Source organism: Ramlibacter sp. AN1133 (assembly GCF_037890035.1).
Taxonomy (GTDB): Bacteria; Pseudomonadota; Gammaproteobacteria; order Burkholderiales; family Burkholderiaceae_C; genus Ramlibacter.
In genome coordinates this window covers 137,161-160,407 of sequence record NZ_JBBKTQ010000008.1, presented here as the reverse complement: position 1 = coordinate 160,407, position 23,247 = coordinate 137,161, and the positions used below count along the sequence as shown (strand labels likewise).

At 70.4% G+C, this 23,247-nt stretch carries 17 protein-coding genes; 9 read left to right on the top strand and 8 right to left on the bottom strand.

Annotated features, from left to right (window positions below):
• Nucleotides 1–108 precede the first annotated feature (108 nt).
• On the top strand, nucleotides 109–558 hold the full coding sequence (locus tag WG923_RS13415) for a hypothetical protein (protein WP_340351474.1): 450 nt from the start codon (nucleotides 109–111) through the stop codon (nucleotides 556–558).
• A 3-nt stretch (nucleotides 559–561) separates the two neighbouring features.
• On the opposite strand, the gene WG923_RS13410 is transcribed toward WG923_RS13415, so the two are convergent.
• The 3 genes from WG923_RS13410 to WG923_RS13400 are packed head-to-tail and all read right to left on the bottom strand — an operon-like array spanning nucleotide 562 to nucleotide 3,048.
• Nucleotides 562–1,326 carry a distant relative of cell wall-associated hydrolase gene (locus tag WG923_RS13410; protein ID WP_340351473.1) on the bottom strand — a complete coding sequence of 255 codons (765 nt, stop codon included), beginning with the start codon at nucleotides 1,324–1,326 and terminating at the stop codon, nucleotides 562–564.
• A 9-nt stretch (nucleotides 1,327–1,335) separates the two neighbouring features.
• Nucleotides 1,336–2,235 (bottom strand): DUF72 domain-containing protein, encoded by a 900-nt coding sequence (locus tag WG923_RS13405; protein WP_340351472.1) that lies wholly within the window; start codon nucleotides 2,233–2,235, stop codon nucleotides 1,336–1,338.
• A gap of 45 nt (nucleotides 2,236–2,280) precedes the next feature.
• Nucleotides 2,281–3,048, bottom strand: a complete 768-nt coding sequence (locus WG923_RS13400) for an MHYT domain-containing protein (RefSeq protein ID WP_340351471.1) — start codon at nucleotides 3,046–3,048, stop codon at nucleotides 2,281–2,283.
• Between the two features lie 268 nt (nucleotides 3,049–3,316).
• Between WG923_RS13400 and smc the strand changes: the two genes are divergently transcribed.
• From smc to ligA, 3 genes are all read left to right on the top strand, one after another.
• Nucleotides 3,317–6,832, top strand: coding sequence for a chromosome segregation protein SMC (gene smc / locus WG923_RS13395; RefSeq protein ID WP_340351470.1), 3,516 nt, complete (start codon nucleotides 3,317–3,319; stop codon nucleotides 6,830–6,832).
• Between the two features lie 103 nt (nucleotides 6,833–6,935).
• Nucleotides 6,936–7,964, top strand: a complete 1,029-nt coding sequence (locus tag WG923_RS13390; RefSeq protein WP_340351469.1) for a cell division protein FtsZ — start codon at nucleotides 6,936–6,938, stop codon at nucleotides 7,962–7,964.
• Nucleotides 7,961–10,063 carry an NAD-dependent DNA ligase LigA gene (gene ligA, locus WG923_RS13385; protein WP_340351468.1) on the top strand — a complete coding sequence of 701 codons (2,103 nt, stop codon included), beginning with the start codon at nucleotides 7,961–7,963 and terminating at the stop codon, nucleotides 10,061–10,063. Before WG923_RS13390 ends, ligA begins: the two co-directional genes overlap by 4 nt.
• A gap of 10 nt (nucleotides 10,064–10,073) precedes the next feature.
• Here the strand turns inward: ligA and WG923_RS13380 are convergent, their stop codons facing one another.
• Nucleotides 10,074–10,496 carry a YbaN family protein gene (locus tag WG923_RS13380; RefSeq protein WP_340351467.1) on the bottom strand — a complete coding sequence of 141 codons (423 nt, stop codon included), beginning with the start codon at nucleotides 10,494–10,496 and terminating at the stop codon, nucleotides 10,074–10,076.
• 47 nt (nucleotides 10,497–10,543) lie between these two features.
• Here WG923_RS13380 and def point away from each other — a divergent pair, with 47 nt between their 5' ends.
• Nucleotides 10,544–11,083 (top strand): peptide deformylase, encoded by a 540-nt coding sequence (gene def / locus WG923_RS13375; protein WP_340351466.1) that lies wholly within the window; start codon nucleotides 10,544–10,546, stop codon nucleotides 11,081–11,083.
• A gap of 27 nt (nucleotides 11,084–11,110) precedes the next feature.
• On the opposite strand, the gene WG923_RS13370 is transcribed toward def, so the two are convergent.
• On the bottom strand, nucleotides 11,111–13,780 hold the full coding sequence (locus WG923_RS13370; RefSeq protein WP_340351465.1) for a [protein-PII] uridylyltransferase: 2,670 nt from the start codon (nucleotides 13,778–13,780) through the stop codon (nucleotides 11,111–11,113).
• Complete coding sequence (map, locus tag WG923_RS13365) at nucleotides 13,777–14,580, bottom strand: type I methionyl aminopeptidase (RefSeq protein WP_340351464.1); 804 nt, start codon at nucleotides 14,578–14,580, stop codon at nucleotides 13,777–13,779. Before map ends, WG923_RS13370 begins: the two co-directional genes overlap by 4 nt.
• Before the next feature lie 109 nt (nucleotides 14,581–14,689).
• On the opposite strand from map, the gene purL reads away from it, so the two are divergent.
• Genes purL through WG923_RS13350 form a run of 3 tightly spaced genes read left to right on the top strand, consistent with a single transcriptional unit; the run spans nucleotide 14,690 to nucleotide 20,162 of the window.
• The gene (purL, locus tag WG923_RS13360; RefSeq protein ID WP_340351463.1) at nucleotides 14,690–18,769 is read left to right on the top strand and encodes a phosphoribosylformylglycinamidine synthase; all 4,080 of its coding nucleotides are present in this window, start codon (nucleotides 14,690–14,692) and stop codon (nucleotides 18,767–18,769) included.
• Nucleotides 18,769–19,179 carry a chorismate mutase gene (locus WG923_RS13355; RefSeq protein WP_340351462.1) on the top strand — a complete coding sequence of 137 codons (411 nt, stop codon included), beginning with the start codon at nucleotides 18,769–18,771 and terminating at the stop codon, nucleotides 19,177–19,179. Before purL ends, WG923_RS13355 begins: the two co-directional genes overlap by 1 nt.
• 17 nt (nucleotides 19,180–19,196) lie before the next feature.
• Complete coding sequence (locus WG923_RS13350) at nucleotides 19,197–20,162, top strand: Bug family tripartite tricarboxylate transporter substrate binding protein (protein ID WP_340351461.1); 966 nt, start codon at nucleotides 19,197–19,199, stop codon at nucleotides 20,160–20,162.
• A 67-nt stretch (nucleotides 20,163–20,229) separates the two neighbouring features.
• On the opposite strand, the gene WG923_RS13345 is transcribed toward WG923_RS13350, so the two are convergent.
• On the bottom strand, nucleotides 20,230–20,400 hold the full coding sequence (locus tag WG923_RS13345; RefSeq protein WP_340351460.1) for a hypothetical protein: 171 nt from the start codon (nucleotides 20,398–20,400) through the stop codon (nucleotides 20,230–20,232).
• On the opposite strand from WG923_RS13345, the gene WG923_RS13340 reads away from it, so the two are divergent.
• Nucleotides 20,369–20,590, top strand: coding sequence for a hypothetical protein (locus WG923_RS13340; RefSeq protein ID WP_340351459.1), 222 nt, complete (start codon nucleotides 20,369–20,371; stop codon nucleotides 20,588–20,590). The genes WG923_RS13345 and WG923_RS13340 overlap by 32 nt on opposite strands.
• 4 nt (nucleotides 20,591–20,594) lie before the next feature.
• On the opposite strand, the gene WG923_RS13335 is transcribed toward WG923_RS13340, so the two are convergent.
• Nucleotides 20,595–23,213 carry a cation-translocating P-type ATPase gene (locus WG923_RS13335; protein ID WP_340351458.1) on the bottom strand — a complete coding sequence of 873 codons (2,619 nt, stop codon included), beginning with the start codon at nucleotides 23,211–23,213 and terminating at the stop codon, nucleotides 20,595–20,597.
• Between the last annotated feature and the right edge of the window lie 34 nt (nucleotides 23,214–23,247).

Genomic DNA, 23,247 nt, shown 5'->3' with positions numbered 1-23,247 from the left:
TACCGGCGGTATCCGAGCCTGCTTCGGGTTCACTTTTCTGCCTCTTCCACGGCGATCCCCGGACACAGTCCATCGCACAGGCATATGCCTGGGCTTCCGAGGATCTCCATGAAGATCGCTTTCCGTCCCCACCGCGCCCTGCAGACCGTTGCCGCCCTGTCGGTGCTGGCGCTTGCCGGCTGCTACGTCGTGCCGATGCAGCCGGCGCCCGTGACCGGCGGGCCCACCGTGGTGGTGCCGGCGGCGCCCCCGGCGCCCGTCACCTTCACCGCGCGGCTGTACCCGGCCAACGAACTGGCCGGCGTCTACGGCGTGGTCGCCGCGGTCGTCACCAACGACCTCAACGGCCGCGGCCATTTCTCCACCGCCATCGGCGGCGAGAGCTTCATGGGCGAGGCGACGCGGGTCGCGGGCTCCCCGAAGGACGGCGTGGCCAACGGCGCCGGCAGCCGGGGCAGCTTCCTGAGCTGCCGCTACACGATGAACTCGCCGACGCTGGGCACCGGCAACTGCCGCCACTCGGATGGAGCGCAGTTCTCGATGCACATCGGCAGCTGACGCTCAGGCCGGCGGCTGCACCTTGAGGTGCCCGACGTACAGCAGCGCCTGGTGGCTGCGCACGGAGGGCACGTCGCCCTCCCGCATGTGCAGCAGGTCGGCGGGGCTCAGCAGGCGCGGGTCGGCTGCCGTGAGCGGCAGGCCCGCGCGCCGGTAGGCCTCCAGCACGAACTGCGAGCAGAAGAAGGTGTCGCTGCGGCCCAGCCCGAGGTGGATGGCGCCGAGGCCCTGCAGGCAGAAGTCGCGCACGAGACTGGGCGTGAGCGGCAGTTCGCACAGCTTGCGGTCGATGGCGAAGGGCGCCTGCAGCATCACGCCCATCAGGTTGTATTTCTGGCCGACGGTGTCCGCCACGAAGGCGTTCATCAACTGCACGTGCTCTTCGCGCACGGCCGGATGGCGCAAGGCGACGGCCGTGGCTTCCTCCTCCAGGAAGCGCTCCATGGGCCGGCGCCGGATGCCTTCGCCCACCGCCTCCGCGATGTCGCCGCCGCCGACGTACAGCGAGGCGTGGCTTACCGGGGCCAGCGTCACCAGCCGGATGCCCATGGAGGTGACGCCGTTGGCGGCCGACAGGATGATGTCGCCCGGCAGCAGGTCGCCGGCCTTCGCCGCGATGACGTCGCCGCTGCTCGGGGCCAGGCCGGGGTTCTGCAGCCGCAGCTGCGGCGCGGCCGCCTCGGCCTGCTGCTCGTCGTAGAAGCGCGTCGCGCAGCCTGCGAGCAGGGCCAGGGGGGCGGCGACAAGGAGGCGTCGGCGGGTGGGCATGCGCCGATTCTAGGCAGCCGCGGGTTCGGGCTTCCAGGTCACGCCCAGCATCGCCATCAGCTCGCGGGCGTTGTCGGGCGCATGCCGCTTGTCCGTGTTGTCGAAGTAACAGAAGACGTCGCGACCGCCGCGCTCGCGCGCACGCACGGGGCAGACCAGGCGGGCATCGTCCGGCTCGCCGCCATCGCGCCAGGTGGCGATGAAGCGCGCCCAGCGTTCCAGTTCCTGCGTCGTGTAGCGGCTGTTGTACAGCTCGGTCGAGCCGTGCAGCCGCATGTAGACGAAATCCGAAGTCACGTCCTCGTACAGCGGCCACGGCCTGGGCGTGTCGGCCACGACCCAGGCGATGCGGTACTTGCGCAGCAGGCGGATGAACTCCGGCGTGACGAAGCTCTCGTGCCGCACTTCCACGGCGTGCCGGATGCGGCGGTTGCGTCCCGGCTCCAGGCGCTCGCGGCCCTGCAGGCGCTCGTCGCGCTGGACCGCGATCCTGGCCGCCTCGTGCGTGCTGGCCGGCAGCAGCCGGAAGAAGGCCTCGAACACCTCCGGGTGGAAGCGCATCGCGGGCGGGAACTGCCACAGGATGGGCCCCAGCTTCTCGCCCAGCTCGAACAGCCCGGAGGCGAGGAAGTTCGCCAGCGCCACCTCGATGTTGCGCAGCTTCAGCATGTGCGTGATGTAGCGGCTGCCCTTGACGGCGAACACGAAGCCGCCGGGCGTGTGCTGCGCCCACGTCGCGTAGCTGGAAGGGCGCTGCAGCGAATAGAACGAGCCATTCAGCTCGAGCGAGTTGAACACGCGCGAGGCGTGCTGCAGCTCGCGCCACTGCGGCAGCCCCGCGGGATAGAAATGGCCGCGCCAGGGGGTGTAGCGCCAGCCCGAAACGCCGATCAGGACCTTGCCCGCCATGCCCCGTTTGTGCCAGAACCCGGCGCGGCCGGGGGCGCGCCGCCGTCAGCGGATCGAGGCGCCGAAATCCTCCGTGTCGTAGACCGCGGAGTCCTGCCAGGTGTGGTACGCGGCGATCAGCCCCGCCACCACCACGGCGACCAGGCCCACCACGAAGGGCAGGGAAGCCTCGCCGACATAGCCGAAGCGGTCCGGCGCCACGGTGGGGTCGGACGTGCAGATGAACTCGGCCGCGTGCATGCCCGTGTAATGCATCGCGCAGACCGCGACGCCCATGACCAGCGCGGCCGCGAAGCGCATGACGACGCCGCGCGTGTTGAACGCCAGCCACAGGGCGGCGGTGGCGGCCACCACGGCGATCGCCGCCGACAGCGCGACCACGGCCATGTCCCAGCGGACGTAGCCGGCGATCTTCATGCCCCACATGCCCAGGTAGTGCATCAGCACCACGCCCATGCCCAGGACGAAGCCGGCGCCGAGCAGCCGGCCGAGGCGCTCCGGCGCCTGGGCGACGAATCCCAGCGCCAGGGCCGTGGCCGCGACGGCGGCGAAGAGCGAGACCAGCGTCTCGGCCATGGCGTAGCTGCTGGCCACGTCCAGCTTGAGGGCCAGGATGCCGATGAAGTGCATCGACCAGACGCCGATGCCGCCGAGCGCGAGGCCGGCGGCAATGGTGTTGCCGACGCTGATGCTGCCGTCGGCCTGGCGGATCCGGGCGGCGGAGTTCAGGGCGACGAAGGCGCCCAGGACCGAGATCGCATAGGAGATGGCGACGTACAGCGGCTGGTAGCTGGTGGCGACCGGGGTGTTCATCTGTCGTTCCCTTGTTGTGTTTGAAAGCCCGGCGACATTGGGTAACGCCGCGGCCGGCCTGCAGAACCGGGATCACCCCAATGACCGGGCCTAAATTGGCACTTTTCCCCGGTTTGGCGACATTTTGTTGCGTCGTCGCACGCGGCGAGCCCCCCGACCGCAGCAGTTATCATGTCCCCCCAAGACGCCGGCAGTGGGCGCTGTGCGACACGCGTCGCCCAGCCTCCTGCCGGCGCTGTCCATTGCGTAGTGACAAGGGCGAGGGGCCGTGCGTCTCACATCGATCAAGCTTTCCGGGTTCAAGTCCTTTGCCGAACCCACCAACTTCCTGCTGCCGGGGCAACTCGTGGGCGTGGTGGGCCCCAACGGCTGCGGCAAGTCCAACATCATGGATGCCGTGCGCTGGGTGCTGGGCGAGTCCAAGGCCAGCGAACTGCGCGGCGAGTCCATGCAGGACGTGATCTTCAACGGCACGACCACCCGCAAGCCGGCTTCGCGGTCCTCGGTCGAACTGGTGTTCGACAACGCCGACCACCGGGCCGGCGGCCAGTGGGCCCAGTTCGCCGAGATCGCCGTCAAGCGCGTGCTGACGCGCGACGGCACCTCCAGCTACTACATCAACAACCAGCCGGTGCGCAGGCGCGACGTGCAGGACGTGTTCCTGGGCACGGGCCTGGGGCCGCGCGCCTACGCCATCATCGGCCAGGGCACGATCAGCCGGATCATCGAATCCAAGCCCGAGGAGCTGCGCCTGTTCCTGGAAGAGGCCGCGGGCGTGTCCAAGTACAAGGAGCGCCGGCGCGAGACCGAGAACCGTCTGCACGACACGCGCGAGAACCTGACGCGCGTCGAGGACATCCTGCGCGAGCTGAACTCCAACCTGGAGAAGCTCGAAAAGCAGGCCGAGGTGGCGGCCAGGTACAACCAGCTGCAGGCCGACGTCACGCTCAAGCAGTCGCAGCTGTGGTTCCTCAAGCGCGCCGAGGCCGAGACGGACCAGGCCCGCGTCAAGGCGGATGCCGACAAGGCCGTGAACGACCTCGAGTCGCGCGTGGCGGACCTGCGGCGCGTGGAGAGCGAACTCGAGACGATCCGCCAAGCCCATTACGCCGCCGGCGACCAGGTGAACCAGGCCCAGGGCCAGCTCTATGAGGCGAGCGCCGAGGTCGGCCGGCTGGAAGCGGAGATCCGCTTCGTGGTGGAGGGCCGCCAGCGCGTCGAGCAGCGGCTGGTCCAGCTGAAGGAGCAGGCCGCGCAGTGGTCCACGCGCAAGGAGGAAGCCGAGGCCGAGACCGAAAACCTCGCCGGGCTGGCTCTCGAAGGCGAAGAGAAGGCCACGCTGCTGGCTGCGCAGGTCGAGGAGCAGGGCATGCAACTGCCCGACCTGGAAGACGCCCTGCGCCAGGCGCAGTCGCGCGCCTCCGAGCAACGGGTCGCCGTCACCCAGGTGCAGCAGCAGATCCAGGTGCTGGCGGCCGACCAGCGCAACATCGAGGAACAGTCGCGGCAGTTGAACCAGCGGCGCGAGCGCCTGGTGGCCGACCGCAATGCACTGGCCGCTCCCGACGAACAGCGCCTGGCCAACCTGCAGCAGCAGCTGGCCTCGGCGCAGGAAGCCGCCGAGACCGCCGACGCCCGCCTGCACGAGTTGCAGGAGCAGGTGCCGCAGCTCGACGAGGACCGCCGCGCGAAACAGCAGGACGTGAACGCCCAGGGCGGCCGGCAGGCGGACCTGTCGGCGCGCATGGAGGCGCTCAAGGCGCTGCAGGACAAGGTCCGCACCGACGGCAAGCTGCAGCCCTGGCTGGCCAAGCACGGCCTGGCCGGCATGCAGGGCCTGTGGACGAAGATCCACATCGAACAGGGCTGGGAAAGCGCGCTGGAAGCGGCGCTGCGCGAGCGTCTGAACGCGCTGGAAGTCTCGCGGCTGGACATGGTGCGCTCCTTTGCGGGCGACGCCCCGCCGGCCAAGCTGGCCTTCTATCACGCACCCGCCGCCGCCGTGCCGGAAGTCGCGCCGGCGCTGCCGCGCCTGGCCGACCTGCTGCGCCTGAACGACGCCGGCCAGAAGGCGCTGCTGGGCGACTGGCTGCACGGCTGCTACACGGCGGCCACGCTGGAAGAAGCGCTGGCCGCGCGCGACAAGCTGCAGCCCGGCGAGACCCTCTTCGTGAAGTCCGGCCATGCCGTGACGGCGCACAGCGTCAGCTTCTATGCGCAGGATTCGGAGCAGGCGGGCCTGCTGGCCCGCCAGCAGGAGATCGAGAACCTCGAAAAGCAGCTGCGCGCGCAGGCGCTGATCGCCGAGGAAGCGCGCTCGGCCCTGGTGCGCGCCGAGGCCGCCTACAGCGACGCCGCGCAGCGCCTCACCGGTGCGCGCCGCGAGGCCGCGGAGAGCCAGAGCCGCGCGCATGAACTGCAGGTGGAAACGCTGCGCCTGACGCAGCTGGCGGAACAGACCCGCGCCCGCAGCGAGCAGATCGGCTCCGACCTCGCCGAAGTCGACGCCCTGCTGGAGGAACTGCAGGAGAAGCGCGTGGCCGCCGAAGGGCGCTTCGAGGAACTGGACATGCAGCTGGCCGACAGCCAGGAGCGGCATGCGCAGCTCGACGAACGCGTGATCGAGGCCGAGCGCAAGCTGGCCGAAGCGCGCGAGCAGCATCGCAGCCTGGAGCGCCAGGCGCAGGAAGCGCAGTTCGCGCAGCGCGCGCTGGAAGCGCGGCGCGGGGAGCTGCAGCGGGCCATCGAGACGGCCACGCAGCAGGCCGGCTCGCTCGCGGGCGAGCAGGAACGCGCGACCGCCGAACTCGCGCGCCTGACCGACGCGGCCGCGCAGGCGGGCCTGCAGTCGGCGCTGGAGCTGAAGTCCGAACGCGAGCAGGTGCTGGGCGCCCGGCGCAGCGAATACGACGACCTCACCGCCAAGCTGCGCGCCAGCGACGAGCGCCGGCTGCAGTTCGAACGCGAGCTCGATCCGCTGCGCCAGCGCATCACCGAGCTGCAACTGAAGGAACAGGCGGCGCGCCTGGGCCTGGAGCAGTACACGCAGTTGCTGCTGGACGCCCAGGCGGACCTGGAAGCCGTGGGCAAGTCCGTGGCCGAGAACAACGTGCGCCTGGCGGGCCTGCAGTCGGAGATCGACCGCAGCCACCGCGAGATCGCGGCGCTGGGCGCGGTGAACCTGGCGGCGCTGGAGGAACTGAGCACGGCGCGCGAACGCAAGCAATTCCTCGATGCGCAGTCGAAGGACCTGAACGAGGCGATGACGACGCTGGAGGACGCGATCCGCAAGATCGACGGCGAGACGCGCGAGCTGCTCGGAAGCACCTTCCAGACCGTCAACGAGCACTTCGGCCGCATGTTCCCGGAGCTGTTCGGCGGCGGCAATGCGAGGCTGGTGATGACGGGCGAGGAGATCCTCGACTCGGGCGTGCAGGTGATGGCGCAGCCCCCCGGCAAGAAGAACCAGACCATCCACCTGCTCTCGGGCGGCGAGAAGGCGCTGACGGCCATCGCGCTGGTGTTCGCGATCTTCCAGCTCAATCCGGCGCCCTTCTGCCTGCTGGACGAGGTGGACGCGCCGCTGGACGACGCGAACACGGAGCGCTATGCCAAGCTCGTGAGCAGCATGAGCAAGGAAACGCAGTTCCTCTTCATCAGCCACAACAAGATCGCGATGGAGATGGCCGAACAGCTGATCGGCGTGACCATGCAGGAGCAGGGCGTCTCGCGCATCGTGGCGGTGGACATGGAATCCGCCGTGTCGATGGCCGAAGCCGCATGAGCCCCGCGCAGCGCATTTCACTCCCTCTCCCGCTTGCGGGAGATGCGGGGTCCCCGGGAAGCTTTGCTTCTCGGGGTGCCATGGGCAGGGGTGAGGGCCAGCCATGACTTCCTTCACCGTCGGCCTCGCCCTCCTCGGCGGCTCCGTCCTCGCCGCCCTCGTCGCCTGGAACGCCTGGACCACCCGCCGCAACACGCCGCGCCAGCCGCAGGCGGCGACCGTGGCCGCGGCCGCGGTCGATGCCCCGCCGGAGCGCACGGAACCCGTGTTCGACGATGCGCCGCTCGCGCCGCTGCCCGTGCCGGAACGACGCCCCGGCCTCGACGCCCTGATCGACGTGCTCGCCCCGATCGCGGTGGACGCCCCGGTGTCGGGCGAACTGGCGCTGTCGGTCCTGCCGCCCACGCGCCGCGCCGGCAGCAAGCCGTTCGCGATCGAGGGCCGCAACGAGGCCACCCAGGAATGGGAGACGCCGCGCGCCGGCCAGCGCTACACCGCCTTCCAGGCCGGCGTGCAACTGGCCAACCGCAAGGGCGCCCTCAACGAGATCGAGTTCTCGGAATTCGTGATCAAGGCGCAGGCCTTCGCCGACGCGGTGAACGGCGAGCCGGCGTTCCCCGAGATGCGCGACGAGGTGGCGCGGGCCCGCGAGCTGGACCAGTTCGCCGGCTCGCACGATGCGCAACTTGGCTTCACCCTGCGCGCGCGCAACGCCGCCTGGAGCCCCGGCTACGTGCAGCAGAACGCCGGGCGCCTGGGCTTCGTCGCGGGCTCCATCCCCGGCCGCATGGTGCTGCCGGCCGCGGTGCCGGGCGGCCCGCCGGTGCTGGGCCTGGCCTTTTCCAGCCAGGCCGCGCTGGCCGACGATCCGGCCCATTCCGCCATCCGCGAGCTGACCCTGAGCCTGGACGTGCCGCAGGTGCCCCGCACGGAGCAGCCCTTCGTTCGCATGCGCGACGCCGCCATCGCGCTGGCCGCCTCGATGGACGGACTGATCACCGACGACGACGGCCGCGTGATCCCGTCCCAGGCGCTGGACGTGATCGGCGCCGACCTCGAACAGCTGTACGACACGCTGGATGCGCGCGACCTCTCGGCGGGGTCGCCGCAGGCGCGGCGCCTTTTTTCATGACCATCCCCGCCCGGATCCAGGAACGCGCCGACGCCCTGCGCGAGCTGCTGCACCATCACGCCCACCGGTACTACGTGCTCGATGCCCCGGAAATCCCGGATGCCGAATACGACCGGCTGTTCGCCGAACTGCAGGCGCTGGAGGAGCAGCATCCGGCGCTGCGCACGCCCGACTCGCCGACGCAGCGTGTCGGCGGCAAGCCCCTGGACGCCTTCGCCAAGGTGCGCCACAAGGTGCCGATGCTGTCGATCCGCACCGAGACCGACATCGAGGCCAGCGGCGCGCGCAACTTCGACGCCCGGGTGCGCCGCGAGCTGGGGCTCAAGGAAGGCGACCCGCCCATCGAATACGTCGCCGAACTGAAGTTCGACGGCCTGGCGATCAGCCTGCGCTACGAACACGGCGTGCTGGTGCAGGCCGCCACCCGCGGCGACGGCGAGATCGGCGAAGACGTCACCCAGAACATCCGCACCATCGGCCAGATCCCCCTGAATCTCTCCCTCTCCCGCTCGCGGGAGAGGGCCGGGGTGAGGGCGGCCGGGGTGAGGGCGGCCGGCGCGCCCCCGCCGGTCCTCGAGGTCCGCGGCGAAGTCTTCATGCGCCGCGACGACTTCGAGCGCCTGAACGAGCAGCAGCGCGAAAAGATCGCCCGCGGCGAGAAGAACGAGAAGACCTTCGTCAACCCGCGCAACGCCGCCGCCGGCGCGGTGCGGCAGCTCGATCCCGCCATCGCCCGCCAGCGGCCCCTGAGTTTCTACACCTACGGCTGGGGCGAAATCGAAGGCGGCCCGGCCTTCGAGACGCATCACGAGGTGCTGCAGGCGCTCAAGGCCTGGGGCTTCCCCGTTTCCGACCGCACGGTGCTCGCGCGCGGCGCCGAGGAACTCGTCGCCTACCACCAGGCGGTGGGCCGCGAGCGCGACAGCCTGCCGTTCGACATCGACGGGGTCGTCTACAAGGTCAACAGCCTCGCGCTGCAAAGGCAGCTCGGGTTCGTCACGCGCGAGCCCCGGTGGGCGGTGGCGCACAAGTTCCCGGCGCAGGAGCAGCTCACCACCGTCGAAGCGATCGACGTGTACGTCGGCCGCACCGGCAAGCTGACCCCGGTGGCGCGGCTGGTGCCGGTGTTCGTGGGCGGCGTCACGGTCACCAACGCCACGCTGCACAACGAGGACGAGGTCCACCGCAAGGACGTGCGCGTCGGCGACACCGTCATCGTGCGCCGCGCGGGCGACGTGATCCCGGAAGTGGTCGCCGTGGTCGCCGACAAGCGCGTACCGGGCGCGAAGGAATTCCACATGCCTGCGACCTGCCCGGTGTGCGGCTCGGCCGCCGTGCGCGAGGAAGGCGAGGCGGACCATCGCTGCACCGGCGGCCTGTTCTGCGCCGCGCAGCGCAAGCACGCGATCCTGCATTTCGCGCAGCGCCGCGCCATGGACATCGAAGGCCTCGGCGAGAAGCTGGTGGACCAGATGGTGGACGCCAACGTGATCCGCGTGCTGCCGGACCTGTACCGGCTCGGGCTGCAGGGCCTCGTCGCCCTGGAGCGCATGGGCGACAAATCCGCCCAGAACCTGCTGGCCGCGCTGGAGCAGTCGAAGTCGGCCACGCTGCCGCGTTTCCTCTACGGGCTGGGCATCCGGCATGTCGGCGAGTCCACCGCGCGCGACCTCGCGCGGCACTTCGGCCAGCTCGACGCGATCATGGATGCGAGCGTGGAGCAGCTGCTGGAGGTGCCGGATGTCGGGCCGGTGGTCGCCGAGAGCATCCACGCGTTCTTCCGCCAGCCGCACAACCGCGAGGTGATCGAGCAGCTGCGTGCCTGCGGCGTGCACTGGGAAGAGGGCGCGCCCGCGGTGCAGGCGCCCAAGCCGCTGGCCGGCAAGACGGTGGTGCTGACCGGCACGCTGCCGAACCTGTCGCGCGACGAGGCCAAGGAGATGCTGGAGGCCGCCGGCGCCAAGGTGGCCGGCTCCGTCAGCAAGAAGACCGATTACGTCGTCGCGGGCGCCGAAGCAGGCAGCAAGTTGGACAAGGCGCGCGAACTGGGCGTGGCGGTGCTGGACGAGGACGGGCTGCGCCGGCTGCTCGCCGGCTGACGCCAGGCCTTTACGAACCGCTGCCGGAGCGATGCTCCGGCCGCCGCCACAGCCACACCAGCACGAGGACCATCGCGACGAGCCCGGCGAAGGCGACCGGGCGCCAGCCGGCCGGCACGACATAGGCCATCACGGAGCCGCTGACGACAATCATGGTGGTGGCGAACCACTTGGCCGAGCGCGGGACGATGCCGGCTTCTTCCCACTCGCGCAGCGGGCGGCCGAAGCGCGGGTGCGTGAGCAGCCAGCGGTGCAGCCGCGGCGAGCTGCGCGAGGCGGCCCAGGCGGCCACCAGCAGGAAGGGCACCGTCGGCAGCACCGGCACCACGATGCCGACCAGGCCCAGCACCACGCACACGCCGGCCAGCGCCTGCAGCGCCCAGCGGGCAGGAGCCGTGAGTCCGCGGGGTGCTGCCTGCGCTTCGTGTTCCATTCCGGACAAGATACCAGCAGTGCGTTGCGCGCGTATGCTCCGGAACCATGCCCGTACGAGAAATCCTGAAGATGGGGGATCCACGCCTGCTGCGTGTGGCGCAGCCGGTACGCGCCTTCGACACCCCGCAACTGCACGCCCTGATCGCCGACATGCAGGACACCATGCTGGCCGCCAACGGCGCCGGCCTCGCCGCGCCCCAGATCGGGGAGGACGTGCAGCTGGTGATCTTCGGCACCGACGCCCCCAATCCGCGCTACCCGGACGCGCCGCCCGTCCCGCGCACGGTGCTGATCAACCCGCAGCTCACGCCTCTGGGCGACGAGGAGGAGGACGACTGGGAAGGCTGCCTGTCCGTGCCGGGGCTGCGCGCCGTGGTGCCGCGCTGGCGCCGCATCCGCTACAGCGGCTTCGACGAGAAGGGACAGCGCATCGAACGTGAGGTCGAAGGTTTTCATGCCCGGGTGGTGCAGCACGAATGCGACCACCTGGTGGGCAAGCTGTACCCGATGCGGGTGCGCGACTTCAGCCGCTTCGGCTTCACGGAGGTCCTGTTCCCGGAGCTGGCGCAGGCGGACGACGACTGAAGCCGTCCCTGCGCGCCGGCGCGCGCCTCAGGCCGCGATCGCCTCGAGCAGCTCGGTCTCGATCTCGATCTGCTTCCTGTTCTGCTGCAGCTCGGGCCCGTCGATCAGGAAGATGTCTTCCACCCGCTCGCCCAGCGTGGTGACCTTGGCGAGCTGCAGGTTCAGCTTGTGGCGGGCCAGCACGCGCGCGATGGAATAGAGCAGGCCGACGCGGTCGCTGGCCGAGACGGTCAGCAGCCAGCGCTGCGCCTTCTCGTCCGGCTGCAGGTCCACCCGCGGCGGGATCGGGAAGCTCTTGACGCGGCGCGACACGCGGCCCTTGCTGGGGGCGGGCAGCGCTCCGGCGGCGGCGATCACGTGCGCGAGGTCCGATTCCACCATGCTGCACAGCTCGCGGTAGTGCTCCGGCAGCATGGCCGTGACGACCTGGAAGGTGTCCAGCGCGTAGCCGTTGGTGGCCGTGTGGATCTTGGCGTCCAGGATGCTGAAGCCGGCGTGGTCGAAATAGCCGCAGATGCGCGCGAACAGGTCCGGCTGGTCGGCGGTGTAGACCAGGATCTGCAGGCCTTCGCCCACCGGCGACATGCGCGCGCGCACGATCACCTTGGCCGTGCCGACGTGGCGCGAGACGTGGCGGGTGTGCCAGACGATGTCGCCGGCCTCGTGGCGCATGAAGTAGCCGACGTCCAGCGTGTCCCACAGCTTCTTGTGTGCCTCGAAGGGCAGCGCATAGAGCTGCAGCTGCACCAGGGCGTCGCGCTTGCGCGCCTCCACCTCGGCGCGCGGGTCGGGTGCGGCGCCGCCCAGGGTGCGCACCGTGTAGCGGTACAGGTCCTCCAGCAGCTTGCCCTTCCAGGCGTTCCAGACCTTGGGGCTGGTGCCGCGGATGTCGGAGACCGTCAGCAGGTACAGCGCGGTGAGGTAGCGCTCGTTGCCCACGCGCTCGGCGAAGGCCTTGATCACCGCCGGGTCGCCCAGGTCCTGCTTCTGCGCCACGTTGCTCATGAGGAGGTGGTGGCGCACCAGGAATTCGACCAGCTTGCAGTCTTCCGGCGGGATGCCGTGCTGCCTGCAGAAGCGCCGCACTTCGCGCGCGCCCAGCTCGGAGTGGTCGCCGCCGCGGCCCTTGGCGATGTCGTGGAACAGCGCCGCGGTGTAGAGGATCCAGGGCTTGTCCCAGCCGGCGGCGAGCTGCGAGCAGAACGGGTACTCGTGGGCGTGTTCGGCGAGGAAGAAGCGCCGCACGTTGCGCAGCACCATCAGGATGTGCTGGTCCACCGTGTAGACGTGGAACAGGTCGTGCTGCATCTGGCCGACGATGCGGCGGAACACCCAGAGGTAGCGCCCCAGCACCGAGGTCTGGTTCAGCAGGCGCATGGCATGCGTGATGCCCTGCGGCGCCATCAGCATGGCGCGGAAGGTGGAATGGTTGACCGGGTCGTTGCGGAAGCTCGCATCCATCACCTTGCGCGCGTTGTACAGCGCGCGCAGCGTGCGGGCCGAGAAGCCCTTGACGCCGGGCGTGGTCTGGAACAGCAGGAAGGTCTCGAGGATGGCGCGCGGGTGCTTCAGGTACAGGTCGTCGCTGGCCACCTCGATCATCCCGGCCTTCTCCAGGAAGCGGTCGTTGATCGGGCGCGACTCCGCTGCCAGCGGATTGAGCCGCTCCTCGATGTTCAGCAGCAGGATCTGGTTCAGCTGTGCCACCGCCTTGGCCGCCCAGTAGAAGCGCTTCATCAGGCGCTCGCTGGCGCGCGCCACCATGCGGCCGTCCGCGCGCATCACGGCCTTGTAGCCGAAGGAGTCGGCCACCGCGTTCTGCAGGTCGAACACCAGCCGGTCCTCGCGCCGGCCCGCCACGATGTGCAGGCGCGCGCGGATCAGCGACAGCAGCGCCTCGTTGTTCTTGATCTGGCGCGCCTCGAAGGGCGTCGCCAGCCCGCGGCGCGCGAGTTCGTCCCAGCTCTTGCCGAAGCCGGCCGCGCTGGCCACCCACAGGATCACCTGCAGGTCGCGCAGCCCGCCGGGCGATTCCTTGCAGTTCGGCTCCAGCGCGTAGGGGGTGTTCTCGTACTTGTTGTGCCGCTGGCGCATCTCCAGCGTCTTGGCCGTGAAGAAGGCGCCCGGGTCGATGCGCGAGCGGGTGCGCGCCTGGAATTCCATGAACAGCTTGCGCGAGCCGGTGATCAGGCGCGATTCGATCAGCGCCGTCTGCACCGTCACGTCCTCGGCGGCCTGCGCCAGGCATTCGTCGACGCTGCGCACGCTGGAGCCGATCTCCAGGCCGGCGTCCCAGCAGCTGCCGATGAAGCGCTCGATGCGGTGCTTGAGCGTGGGGTCGTGGTCCGGCGAGATGCCGTCGGGCATCAGGATCAGGACGTCGACGTCGGAGTAGGGGAACAGCTCGCCGCGGCCGAAACCGCCGACCGCCACCAGCGCGACGCCGGCCGGCATGCCCGCCTCCTGCCACAGCAGCTTGAGGGTGTCGTCGGCGAGCTGGCTCAGGGCCTGCAGCAGGCCCTTGACGCTGCGGGTGCTGCCGTTGGCGCTGAAATCGGCGAGCAGCCCGCCCTTGCGCTGCTTGTAGGCGACGCCGACGCGCGCCACGTCGGCCGGTGGGGCGTCATTCCCGCGCGCTCGGGAATCCAGGGCTTCCTGGGTCCCCGCCGGGGCGGGGACGACGCTGGAGCGGCTCATCCCTTCACGAACGCCGGCGGCGGCGGGCTGCCTTCCGACAGCGTCAGCACCTCGTAGCCCGTCTCGGTGACCAGCACCGTGTGTTCCCACTGGGCGGACAGCGAATGGTCCTTGGTGACGATGGTCCAGCCGTCGTTGCCGAATTCCTTCACGTCGCGCCGGCCCGCGTTGATCATGGGCTCGATGGTGAAGGTCATGCCGGGCTTCAGTTCTTCCAGCGTGCCGGGCTTGCCGTAGTGCAGCACCTGCGGCTCCTCGTGGAAGTTGCGGCCGATGCCGTGGCCGCAGAACTCGCGCACGACGGAAAAGCCGTTGGATTCGGCGAACTTCTGGATCGCCCAGCCGATGTCGCCCAGGCGGATGCCGGGCTTGACCTGGATGATGCCGTGCCACATCGCATCGAAGGTGATGCCCACCAGCCGCCTGGCCGCGATGGACGCGTCGCCGACGACGAACATCCGGCTGGTGTCGCCGTACCAGCCGTCCTTGATCACGGTGACGTCCACGTTGACGATGTCGCCCTTCTTGAGCGGCTTGTCGTTGGGGATGCCGTGGCACACGACGTTGTTCACCGAGGTGCACAGCGACGCGGGGTAGGGCGGGTAGCCGGCCGGCTGGTAGCCCAGCGTGGCGGAGGTGGTGCCCTGGCTGGCCATGCATTCGGCGGCCCACTGGTCGATTTCCCTGGTGGTGACGCCGGGCTTGATCAGCGGCGTCAGATAGTCCAGGACCTCCGCGGCCAGCCGTCCGGCGGTGCGCATCCCCTGGATGCCTGCTTCGTCTTTGATCGTGATACCCATGCGTGGGATTATCCCAGAGCAGCCAAACCCTCGCAGGTAGAATGCTGGGCTCTCCCTGGCGGCCCCAGTCAGCGGCTGCCGGCGCCCCATCGCTCAAGGCTTCAGCACAGTGTCCCTGCACATCACCGAGTTCGAGGGCGGCCAGGCCCTCAGCGACTTCCGGATCCAGCAACTCCTGCCGCGCCTGCAAGCGGTGCATCCCAAGATCAGCGGCATCGCGGCACGCTACGTCCACCTGGTGGCGAGCGAGCACGCCTTCACGGCGCAGGAACGCGAGCGGCTCGCGGCCCTGCTGACCTATGGCGAGCCTTACGCCGGGCCTACCGCGGGCCCGCTGCTGGTCGTCACGCCGCGCCTGGGCACCGTCTCGCCCTGGGCTTCCAAGGCCACCGACATCGCGCACAACTGCGGCATCGCGATCCGGCGCATCGAGCGCGCGGTCGAATACCGGCTGCAGCTCGCCTCGGGCTGGCTGGGCAAGCCGCAGCTCGAGCCGGCGCAGCTTGCCGCCGTGGCCGGCCTGCTGCACGACCGCATGACGGAAAGCGTCATGCCCGGGCTGGACGAAGCGGAGCACCTGTTCACCGAGCTGCAGGCGCAACCGATGGAGCACGTGGACGTGCTCGGCGGCGGCCGCAGCGCGCTGGAAGAGGCCAATCGCCGCTTCGGCCTGGCCCTGGCCGACGACGAGATCGACTACCTGGTGCAGGCCTTCACCGGCCTGGCGCGCAACCCCACGGACGTCGAGCTGATGATGTTCGCGCAGGCGAACAGCGAGCACTGCCGCCACAAGATCTTCAACGCCACCTTCACCGTCGACGGCCAGCCGCAGGACAAGAGCCTGTTCGGCATGATCCGCAACACCCACCAGGCGCACCCCGAACACACCATCGTGGCCTACGCGGACAACGCCGCGGTGATGGAAGGCCACCGCGTGGAGCGCTTCGTGCCGGGCGAGGGCGGCCGGTACGGCGCCGGCGAGGCGACCCACCACGTGCTGATGAAGGTGGAGACGCACAACCACCCCACGGCGATCTCGCCCTTTCCCGGTGCATCGACCGGCGCGGGCGGCGAGATCCGCGACGAGGGCGCGACCGGGCGCGGTGCGCGTCCGAAGGCCGGCCTCACGGGATTCACCGTGTCGAAGCTGTGGGACGGCAAGTTCGGCAAGCCCGAGCACATCGCCAGCCCCCTGCAGATCATGACGGAGGGCCCGCTGGGCGGGGCGGCCTTCAACAACGAGTTCGGCCGGCCCAACCTGCTGGGTTATTTCCGCGAATACGAGCAGGAAGTGGCGGGCGTGGTGCGTGGCTACCACAAGCCGATCATGATCGCGGGCGGCCTCGGCTTCATCGACGCCGGGCTCACCCACAAGATTCCGTTCCCGGCGGGCACCTTGCTGATCCAGCTCGGTGGCCCCGGCATGCGCATCGGCATGGGCGGCGGCGCCGCTTCGTCGATGGCCACCGGCACCAACACCGCCGAACTCGATTTCGATTCGGTGCAGCGCGGCAACCCGGAGATCGAGCGGCGCGCGCAGGAAGTGATCAACCGGTGCTGGGAGCTGGGCGAGAAGAACCCGATCCTCGCGATCCACGACGTGGGCGCGGGCGGCCTGTCGAACGCCTTCCCCGAACTCACCAACGACGCCGGCCGCGGCGCGCGCTTCGACCTGAAGCGCGTGCCGCTGGAGGAATCGGGGCTCGCGCCGAAGGAAATCTGGTGCAACGAGAGCCAGGAACGCTATGTGATGGCGATCGCGCCGGACTCGCTGGAGCAGTTCCGCGCCTTCTGCGAGCGCGAACGCTGCCCGTTCGCGGTGGTGGGCGTGGCGACGGAAGAACGCCGCCTGCTTGTCTCCGACGGCGATGACTTGCTCCCTCCCCCTCCGGGGGAGGGCGGGGGTGGGGGCACTCTGCCCGCCGACACCCCCGTCGACATGCCCCTGGACGTCCTCCTCGGCAAGCCCCCCAAGATGCACCGCGACGTCCAGCGCGTGCAGCGTACGGTCGCCCCGCTGGACCTCACCGGCGTCGCCCTGCAGGATGCCGCCATCCAGGTCCTCGCCCACCCCACCGTCGCCTCCAAGCGCTTCCTCGTCACCATCGGCGACCGCACCGTCGGCGGGCTCACGCACCGCGACCAGATGGTCGGCCCATGGCAGGTCCCCGTCGCCGACTGCGCCGTGACCCTGGCGGACTACCGGGGCTTCGCCGGCGAGGCCATGAGCATGGGCGAGCGCACGCCGCTGGCGAGCACGGACGCGGCGGCCTCGGGCCGCATGGCGGTGGCCGAGGCCATCACCAACCTGCTGGCCGCGCCCATCGCGCTGCCGCGCGTGAAGCTCTCGGCCAACTGGATGGCCGCCTGCGGTGAACCGGGTGAAGACGCCGCGCTGTACGACACGGTGCGCGCCGTGGGCATGGAACTGTGCCCGCAGATCGGCGTGGCCATCCCGGTGGGCAAGGACAGCCTGTCGATGCGCACGCAGTGGAGCGAGGCCGGCAGCACGAAGAAGGTCACTTCCCCGGTCAGCCTGATCGTGACCGCCTTCGCCAGCCTCCCCGACGTGCGCGGCACGCTCACGCCGCAACTGCAGGCGAGCGACGACACGACGCTGCTGCTGGTCGACCTCGGGCGCGGGCGCAACCGCATGGGCGGCAGCATCCTCGCGCAGGTGCTGGGCCAGCCGGGCGGCGAGGTGCCGGACCTGGATGACCCGCAGGAGCTGGTCAAGCTCGTTGCCGCCGTCAACGAACTGCGCTCGCAGGGCCGCATCCTGGCCTACCACGACCGCAGCGACGGCGGCCTGTTCGCCGCCGCCTGCGAGATGGCGTTCGCGGGCCACGTGGGGGTGGCGCTCAACATCGACCTGCTGGTCACCGAAGGCGACGGCATCAGCGACAGCCGCGCCGAATACGGCGATGCAAAGAACTGGGCGACGCAGGTCAGCGCGCGCCGCGAGGAACTGACGCTCAAGGCCCTCTTCAGCGAGGAGCTGGGCGTGCTGCTGCAGGTGCGCACCGCGGAACGCAACGACGTGATGCAGGTGCTGCGCCAGCACGGCCTGTCCAAGCATGCCCATTTCGTCGGCAAGACGCGGCCGGCGGATTCGGCGATGGATATCGGCAAGGGCGAAGTCCAGGTGTGGCGCGACACCAAATCGGTGTTCAGCGCCAAGCTGGCGGACCTGCACCAGGTGTGGGACAGCGTGAGCTGGAAGATCTGCCAGCAGCGCGACAACCCGGTGTGCGCGGACAGCGAGCATGCGGCGGCGGGGGAGGCGAATGACCCGGGGCTGCATGTCTTTCTCCCGGGGATGCCCCCACCCCAACCCTCCCCCGGAGGGGGAGGGAGTGTCGGGGGTTCACTCCCTCCCCCTCCGGGGGAGGGCGGGGGTGGGGGCGCTCCGGCCCTCCATTTGACCCGCCCGCGTGTCGCCATCCTCCGCGAGCAAGGCGTCAACTCCCACGTTGAAATGGCCTACGCCTTCACCCTGGCCGGCTTCGACGCGATCGACGTCCACATGACGGACCTGCAGTCCGTCCGCCACGACCTCTCGCAGTTCATCGGCGTGGTCGCCTGCGGCGGCTTCAGCTACGGCGACACGCTGGGCGCCGGCATCGGCTGGGCGCGCAGCATCACCTTCAACCCGGTGCTCTCGCGCCAGTTCCAGGACTTCTTCGCGCGCCAGGACACCTTCGGCCTGGGCGTGTGCAACGGCTGCCAGATGTTCGCCGAGCTGGCCGACATCATCCCGGGCGCGCAGGACTGGCCGCGCTTCACCACCAACCGCAGCGAGCGCTTCGAGGCGCGCCTGTCGATGGTGGAAGTGCTGGAGTCGCCCAGCCTGTTCTTCCAGGGCATGGCCGGTGCGCGGCTGCCGATCGCCGTGGCCCACGGCGAGGGCTACCCCGACTTCGCGCGGCGCGGCAACGCGGCGAGGGCGATCGCCGCGATGCGCTTCGTCGACAACCACGGCCAGGCGACCGAGCGCTACCCGTTCAACCCGAACGGCGGCGCCGGCGGCCTGACGGCCGTGACCACGGCCGACGGCCGCTTCACCGCGCTGATGCCGCACCCGGAGCGCGTCTTCCGCAACATCCAGATGTCCTGGACTTCGGGCGACGCTTCGGCGTTCAGCCCGTGGATGCAGATCTGGCACAACGCGCGCAAGTGGGTCGGCTGATGGCGGCGCTAGAGCCCGATCCGCAGGGCGCGCCCGTGCGCCGCTTCACCGACCCGGACTACCGGCCGCTGGCCGCCAACCTGGCGCAGCTGCGCCGCGAGATCGACCGCATCGACGAAGCCGTCGTGAAGCTGCTGGCCGAACGCGCCATGTACGTCAAGGACGCCGCGCGCTTCAAGCGCGACGCCTTCCAGGTCACCGCGCCGGCCCGCCAGGCGCAGGTGTTCGAACACGTGCGCGAACTGGCCCGGCGCCATGCGCCGGACTTCAACGGCGGCTTCGAAGGCCTGCCGGACGTGGTCGAGTCCGCCTACCGGGCCCTCGTGGCCGGGTATATTGCATGCGAACAAAACCATTTCGGCCGCACCGAGACCATCCCCCCTTCCTCCGAGCTCCAAGACAAGCAGTGACGCAAAGACGCCAACTCGTGAAAGCGCTGGCCGCCGCGCCGGCCGCCATCCTCGCCAGCTCCTGGACCGCCGCGCGCGCCCAGGGCGACTTTCCCGCCAAGCCGATCCGCCTGGTCGTGCCCTTCGCCGCCGGCTCCACGCCGGACGTGTTCGCGCGCATCGTGGGCGACCGCGCCGCGCAGGGCTTGAAGCAGCCGGTGGTCATCGAGAACCGCGCCGGCGCGGGCGGCAACCTGGGCACCGACGTGGTGGCCAAGGCAGCGCCGGACGGCTACACCATCGGCGCCTCGATCACCGGGCCGCTGGTGAACAACACGGTCCTGTACCGGAAGATGCCGTACGACCCGTTCCGCGACCTGGTGCCGATCACCTTCGGCGTGCACCAGGCCAACGTGATCGCGGTGTCGCCGTCCCTGGGCGTGAACACGCTCAAGGAGCTGATGGACCTGCTGCGCCGGAACCCCGGCAAGTACAACTACGCGTCCATCGGCGTGGGCAGCCTGTCGCACCTGAGCATCGAGATGCTCAAGTCGCTGACGCACAGCTTCGTGGTGCATGTCCCCTACAACTCCTCGCCCGCGGCCGTCACCAGCGTGCTGCAGGGCGACACGCAGATCGTCAGCCTGGCGCCGCTGGCCGTGATGCCGCAGGTGCAGGCCGGCAAGCTCAAGGCCCTGGCCGTGTCCACCGCGCGGCGCGTGACGCAGCTGCCCAACGTGCCCACGCTGCGCGAAGCGGGCGTTCCCATGGACGGCAGCGCCTGGATCGGCCTCGTCGCACCCGCCGGCACGCCGGCTCCGATCATCGAGCGCCTGAACCACGAGTTCGTGGCCGCGATGCGCGATCCGGCGACCAACGAGAAGCTCAAGGCGCAGTACATGGACCCCGAGCCCGGCACGCCGGCGCAGTTCGCGGCCTTCATGCAGGCGGAACTGGCCAAGTGGGGGCCGGTGATCAAGCGCAGCGGCGCGACGATCGACTGAACCCCCTGGCGCGGCCATTCTTCTGGCTGCGCCGTACGCCGGAGGCTCGCTCGGCGTAGGACGCGTCCTAGGCGCCCTCGGTGCCCGCCGTGCTTGCGAACCGGCTTTCGCCGAGGCTGCGATTCAGCATGCGCTGATCGCGGCGACCGCTGTCCTCGCCGATAGTTGCTTCATGCCGAAAGGCGAAGCGAATCGAGGAGAGCGAGATGTTCGAATCCAGCACCAGCACCAGCAGCAAGTCCAGCGCCTTCCAGCTCTGCTTCCGCTCGCTGCGCAGCGGCAACGACTTCGCCTTCCCGTGCGACGCCGAGGGCCATGTGGACCTCGACCAGATGAGCGAGCGCACCCGCAACAACTACTTCTACGCCCGCGCCATGATGGGCCGCGAAGTCGCCTACCCGGCCGTGGAAGCCGCCACGCTCCACTGACGCGTCAGGCCCCGGCCCGGCGCCGCCAGGCCTTTTCCGCCTCCACCGCCACCCACACCAGCGCCGCGACGCCCACACAGAGGCCCAGCTCGGCCGCAGTCAGCGGCTGGGTGTGGAACACCGGATTCAGCCACGGCACATAGATCGTGGCCAGCTGCAGGGCAAAGGTGAGCAGCACGGCCAGCAGCAGCGGTACGTTGCTGCGCAGGCCCAGCCGCCACAAGGGCGTGATTTCCGAGCGGATCCCCATCACATGGGCCATCTGGCCCAGCGTCAGCACGGTGAAGACCATGGTCTGCCAGTGCGTGTCGCCCACCGCCAGCGCCCACGCCTGCACCGCGAGGCACAGGCCCGCGAGCAGCAGGCCGACCACCAGCACGTGCTGCCACAGGCCGCGCGCGAACAGGCTTTCCCCCGGCGGGCGCGGGGGCCGCTGCATGATGCCGCGCTCGGCCGGCTCGGCGGCCAGGGCGAGCCCGGGCAGGCCGTCCGTCACCAGGTTCACCCACAGGATGTGGATCGGCAGCAGCGGCAGCGGCAGGCCCACCAGCGGCGCCAGGAAGATCACGCCGATCTCGCCCGAATTGCCCGTCATCGCATAGCGCACGAACTTGCGGATGTTGTCGTAGATGCGGCGGCCCTCGCGCACCGCCGCCGCGATGGTGGCGAAGTTGTCGTCCAGCAGCACCAGGCTCGCCGCCTCGCGCGCCACGTCGGTGCCGCCGCGTCCCATCGCCACGCCGATGTCCGCGCGCTGCAGCGCGGGCGCGTCGTTGACGCCGTCGCCCGTCATGGCGACCAGTTCGCCGTGCGACTGCAGGGCCTGCACGATGCGGATCTTCTGCAGCGGGTCCACCCGCGCATACACGCGGACCTGGCGCACGCGGGCCGCCAGCGCCGCGTCGTCGAGTTGTGCCAGCTGCGCGCCGGTGAGCACGGTGGCCTTCGCATCCTCCACGATGGCCAGGCGCAGCGCGATCGCCCGCGCGGTGGCCGGATGGTCGCCGGTGATCATCGCCACCGTGATGCCCGCCTGCAGGCATTCGCGCACGGCCGCCGCGGCCTCCGGACGCGGCGGATCGATCAGGCCGACCAGGCCCAGCAGCTGCAGTGCGACCGGGCGCGCGCTGGCCTCGCCCGCGGCCGGCGCCGCTGCGAGATCGCGGCGCGCCAGGGCCAGCACGCGCAGGCCCTGGGCGGCCATCTCTTCGGCTTGCCGCAGCCAGCGCGCAGGATCGAGCGCGAGCGCGCCCGCGGGGCTCCACAGCGCATCGCACAGCGGGATCAGGACCTCGGGCGCACCCTTGCTGTAGCCGACCACGCCGTCGGCAGCGCGGTGGTAGGTGGTCATGCGCTTGAGCGTGGCGTCGAACGGTTCCTCCGCCACGCGGGGAAATTGCCGCTGCAGCTCCTCGCGCCGCAGGCCCGCCGCTGCCGCGAGTTCGGCCAGCGCCGTTTCGGTCGGGTCGCCCTCCCACGCACCGTCGCCGGCGGCCTGGGCGTCGTTGCACAGCGTCGCGGCGCGCAGCAGCTCCGAGGCTGCCGGGGCGCCTCCTTCGGACTGGTTCCAGCGGCGATCCTGCGAATCGCACAGGGCCTCGCCGCGCATGCGGTTCTGGGTCAGCGTGCCGGTCTTGTCCGAGCAGGCCCAGGTGACGGAACCGAGCGTCTCCACCGACGCCAGCCGGCGCACGAGCGCGTTGACGGCCACCATCCTGCGCGCGCCGAGCGCCAGCAGCACGGTGATCACGGCCGGCAGCGCCTCCGGGATGGCGGCGACGGCGAGGCTCACCGCCGTCATCAGCATCAGCAGCGGCGGCTCGCCGCGCAGCAGGCCCACCACGAAGACCACCGCGCAGATCGCCAGCACCGCCAGCGCGAGCCGCTTGCCGAACACCGAAAGCCGGCGCTGCAACGGGGTCGGCTCCCAGCCGCCTTCGGCCAGCAGGCGCGCCATGCGTCCCAGCTCGGTGTGGCGCCCCGTGGCCACCACGAGCCCGCGGCCGCGGCCCTGCGTCGCGGTCGTGCCCTTGAAGGCCATGTTGGTGCGGTCGCCCAGCGCCTGCGTCTCGCCCTCGGGCACCGCCGTCTGCTTGACCACCGTGACGGACTCGCCCGTGAGGGCCGATTCGTCGACGCGCAGCTGCACGCTCTCGAACAGCCGCAGGTCCGCGGGAACCTGGTTGCCGGCTTCCAGCAGCACCACGTCGCCGGGCACGAGCGCGTGGGCGGGCACCTTGTGCGTGCGGCCGGCGCGCAGCACCACGGCCTGCGACGCGGCCAGCTGCCTGAGCGCGGCGAGGGCGCGGTCGGCCCGCCAGGCCTGCACCACGCCGATCGCCGCATTGAGCACGATGATGACCACGATCACCAGCGTGTCGACCCAGTCGCCGAGCACGCCGGAAACCAGCGCCGCGCCCACCAGCACCAGGATCATCAGGTCGCGGAACTGCTCGGCCACCAGCGAGGCGAAGCTGCGCGGTGGCGCCGAAGGCAGTTCGTTGGGGCCGTGGCGTTCGGCGCGCGTGCGGACTTCGTCGAGGTCCAGGCCGATGGCGGTGTCCACCGCGTGGTCGCGGGCGACGTCGGCGGCCTCGCGCAAATGCCAGTTGCCGGTGGTCACGCAGCCAGTATCGCCCCTCGCCGCCCGGGGGCGT

What these genes read in the sequence shown, in the direction of transcription:
- map (WP_340351464.1), bottom strand. Translation starts at nt 14,580, where the DNA reads ATGGGTATCACGATCAAAGACGAAGCAGGCATCCAGGGGATGCGCACC.
- WG923_RS13415 (WP_340351474.1), top strand. Translation starts at nt 109, where the DNA reads ATGAAGATCGCTTTCCGTCCCCACCGCGCCCTGCAGACCGTTGCCGCC.
- WG923_RS13405 (WP_340351472.1), bottom strand. Translation starts at nt 2,235, where the DNA reads ATGGCGGGCAAGGTCCTGATCGGCGTTTCGGGCTGGCGCTACACCCCC.
- WG923_RS13410 (WP_340351473.1), bottom strand. Translation starts at nt 1,326, where the DNA reads ATGCCCACCCGCCGACGCCTCCTTGTCGCCGCCCCCCTGGCCCTGCTC.
- WG923_RS13340 (WP_340351459.1), top strand. Translation starts at nt 20,369, where the DNA reads ATGTTCGAATCCAGCACCAGCACCAGCAGCAAGTCCAGCGCCTTCCAG.
- WG923_RS13390 (WP_340351469.1), top strand. Translation starts at nt 6,936, where the DNA reads ATGACTTCCTTCACCGTCGGCCTCGCCCTCCTCGGCGGCTCCGTCCTC.
- ligA (WP_340351468.1), top strand. Translation starts at nt 7,961, where the DNA reads ATGACCATCCCCGCCCGGATCCAGGAACGCGCCGACGCCCTGCGCGAG.
- def (WP_340351466.1), top strand. Translation starts at nt 10,544, where the DNA reads ATGCCCGTACGAGAAATCCTGAAGATGGGGGATCCACGCCTGCTGCGT.
- WG923_RS13370 (WP_340351465.1), bottom strand. Translation starts at nt 13,780, where the DNA reads ATGAGCCGCTCCAGCGTCGTCCCCGCCCCGGCGGGGACCCAGGAAGCC.
- WG923_RS13400 (WP_340351471.1), bottom strand. Translation starts at nt 3,048, where the DNA reads ATGAACACCCCGGTCGCCACCAGCTACCAGCCGCTGTACGTCGCCATC.
- WG923_RS13355 (WP_340351462.1), top strand. Translation starts at nt 18,769, where the DNA reads ATGGCGGCGCTAGAGCCCGATCCGCAGGGCGCGCCCGTGCGCCGCTTC.
- WG923_RS13380 (WP_340351467.1), bottom strand. Translation starts at nt 10,496, where the DNA reads ATGGAACACGAAGCGCAGGCAGCACCCCGCGGACTCACGGCTCCTGCC.